We start from the raw sequence: 2,701 nt of genomic DNA, 5'->3' as shown, positions 1-2,701 counted from the left end.
CGTCGATGTAATTCGCCCACTCCCGTCGCATTGATCACACCATTCACGCTAGGCTCATACCCAGCACGTGCGTGTCCGTACCGCAGGAGGGGAAGCCTGCGGCACGACGCGTGCCACGAAGGGTTGTGACGATGGCGACTACCGACAAGACCGATAGCGGCGCACAGGCGGCGGGGGGCTCGCAGTTCCTCACCGTGGCCGAGGTCGCCGCGCTGATGCGCGTGTCCAAGATGACGGTCTACAGGCTCGTCCACTCGGGCGAACTGCCCGCCGTGCGGGTGGGGCGGTCGTTCCGGGTCCACTCCAAGGCCGTGCACGAGTACCTCGACACGTCGTACTTCTCCGCGGGCTGACGCACTGAACCGCCCCGGCGGGGCGGTGTCCGGCCCGTTTTCGTGGCCGCGGGGAGCGAGAGGTAGTCTGGATGGGTTCCGTCCCGGCTTTCGAGCTCGCTCTCAGGCGCCGGAGCGCAAGTCAAGGCCCTTCGCGGGCTGTAAGGCCCCAGACCAGTAGTCGACAGGTAGGTGACCCCGATATGGGTTCTGTGATCAAGAAGCGCCGCAAGCGTATGTCCAAGAAGAAGCACCGCAAGATGCTCCGCCGTACCCGCGTGCAGCGTCGCAAACTCGGTAAGTGAGTCCGGCGGCGCCTCGGTAGCGCCCGGACTCACGCCTGTAGCGGATGCCCGTCACCCACAGTGGTGGCGGGCATCGGTGTATTTCGGGGCGGGGTGTCGACTCGGGGCAGGGCGGGGCAGGGCAGGGCGGGGCGCCGCTCGGCCGGCGTCGGCGGCGAGGTCCGCGCACATGGGCAGGGGGGTCCGCAGTTAGACTCGGCCGGGTGGACACCGAACTGCCAGCCCGTAGCCCGGCTCGCGCCGTCGCGGTCGTGGGCGGTAGCCGGTATCTCGGCGCCCACCTGGTCGGCATGCTGCTGCGCAACGACTCCGTCGAGCGCGTCCTGGCCATCGACTCGGTCAAGCCGTCGCCGCAGCACCGCCGACGGATGCGCGACGCCGAGTTCGTGCGCCTCGACCCGCAGTCGCCACGCCTGCAGGGGATCCTGCGCGAGGCCGGCATCGACACGGTTGTGCACGCCGGGCTCCACCACACCGACTTCGCCCCCGGCGGCCGCGCAGCCGTCAAGGAGGCCAACATCATGGGCTCCATGCACGTGATCGCCGCGTGCGGGCGGGCCGCGACGGTCAAGCGGTTCGTGCTCATCTCGTCGACCTCGGTGTACGGCTCCTCGGGGGTCGACCCGGCGATGTTCACCGAGGACATGGCCGCCCGGCGCCTGCCCAGCGGCGGCATCCCCCTCGACCACTCGTCGGTCGAGGGCTACGTGCGGGGGATGTCCCGCAAGCGCCCGGACATCGACGTGACGATCCTGCGCATCCCCGCCATCCTCGGGCTGCCCGAGCCCACGGTGGTCGGCGAGCTGCTGCTGCCGTCGGTGGCGCCGGTGCTGGCCGGGTACGACCCGCGCATCCAGCTGCTGCACCCGCAGGACGCCCTGGACGCGCTGCTGCACGCCGCGACGGGCGCGCCCCCCGGGACGTACAACATCGCCGGTGACGGCATCCTCACCCTGACGCAGGCCATCCGCCGGGCCGGGCACATCCCGCTGCCGGTGATGCCGCAGACGTTCAAGCTGGCGGCCCGGTTGCTCTCCAGCCAGGGACTGCGCGACATCGGGCCCTCGCAGCTGCGCTACCTGCGGTACGGCCGCACCATGGACACCACGCGGATGCGCACCGAGTTCGGGTTCACGCCCCGGTACACCACCGAGGAGGCCCTCCACGCCTACCTCGTGGACTCCGGCGCCGAGCCGCTGATCACCCGCGCCTCCCTCGAGCGCAAGACCGCCAAGATCGCCACGAGGCTGCCGGGCCCGGTGGCCAGGCGTCTGCGCGCGGGCGTGAACTCCACCATCGGCGAGCTCGAGTCGATCGGTGCCCTGCCGGAGCCGATCGAGCCCGATTCGAACCGGCCGGAGACGAACGAGCCCGACCCGATCGAGGAGGGGGCGCCGTGAAGGGCCCGGAATTCGACCTGTCCCAACCACTCGGCGGCCCCCGCTGGGGAGAGGGCCGACGCGACGCCCCCGGTTACCGAACCGTCGGCGAGGGCTTCGTAGGGGAGACCACCAACAGCGATGCCGCGGCCACCGAGCTCGGCAGGATCGTCGACAGGTTCCTCACCTCCCTGCGCAGCTCGATCGGTCAGGTGGTCGACGCACTGCCCCTCGACGCCGAGGTCCTGGCGCCCGTCCGCGAACTGACCCGCGGTGTCGACACGATGCTCGCGACCGGCGACGTCAGCGCCCTGTCCACCCTCGCCGACGCCGTCAACGCCGCCGGCGAGCTCTTGGCCACCCGTGTCACCGGCGGGTACGAGGTCGACGAGTTCGGGTTCGACGAGCACTTCCACACCAACGTGTGGCTGCCCCTGTGGCGGCCGCTGTTCGAGCACTGGTTCCGGGTCGAGGTGATCGGTGCCGAGAACATCCCCGCCGACGGCGCCGGCCTGATCGTCTCCAACCATGCCGGCGTCCTTCCGCTCGACGGGATGATGACCACCGTCGCCGTCCACGACCACGCCGGACGCGCCCTGCGTCTGCTCGCCGCCGACCTGGCCATGTCGCTGCCGGTGTCCGCGCCGCTGGCCCGCCGGGCGGGGGCGACCCTGGCCTGTGCCGC

Annotated in this window: 4 protein-coding genes; all 4 read left to right on the top strand. The window is 71.0% G+C overall.

Translation table 11 applies throughout. From position 1 onward, the window contains the following. The first annotated feature begins 131 nt into the window (after positions 1 to 131). Entirely contained in the window at positions 132 to 353 is a 222-nt protein-coding gene (locus tag G6024_RS13885) for a helix-turn-helix domain-containing protein (RefSeq protein WP_067718677.1), read from the top strand. Positions 354 to 535: 182 nt separating this feature from the next. Next, positions 536 to 637, top strand: a complete 102-nt coding sequence (locus G6024_RS13880; protein ID WP_003855542.1) for a 30S ribosomal protein bS22 — start codon at positions 536 to 538, stop codon at positions 635 to 637. A 203-nt stretch (positions 638 to 840) separates the two neighbouring features. After that, positions 841 to 2,037 (top strand): NAD-dependent epimerase/dehydratase family protein, encoded by a 1,197-nt coding sequence (locus tag G6024_RS13875; protein WP_159148959.1) that lies wholly within the window; start codon positions 841 to 843, stop codon positions 2,035 to 2,037. Next, the coding region (locus G6024_RS13870; RefSeq protein WP_182640394.1) for a 1-acyl-sn-glycerol-3-phosphate acyltransferase at positions 2,034 to 2,701 on the top strand (668 nt) is incomplete at its 3' end. The genes G6024_RS13875 and G6024_RS13870, both read left to right, overlap by 4 nt.

The sequence above is a fragment of the Dietzia maris genome (assembly GCF_014144855.1).
GTDB lineage: Bacteria > Actinomycetota > Actinomycetes > Mycobacteriales > Mycobacteriaceae > Dietzia > Dietzia kunjamensis.
Note: the sequence above shows the minus strand (reverse complement) of the source record. Positions and strands in the feature narration are given on the sequence as shown.

What these genes read in the sequence shown, in the direction of transcription:
- G6024_RS13880 (WP_003855542.1), top strand. Translation starts at nt 536, where the DNA reads ATGGGTTCTGTGATCAAGAAGCGCCGCAAGCGTATGTCCAAGAAGAAG.
- G6024_RS13885 (WP_067718677.1), top strand. Translation starts at nt 132, where the DNA reads ATGGCGACTACCGACAAGACCGATAGCGGCGCACAGGCGGCGGGGGGC.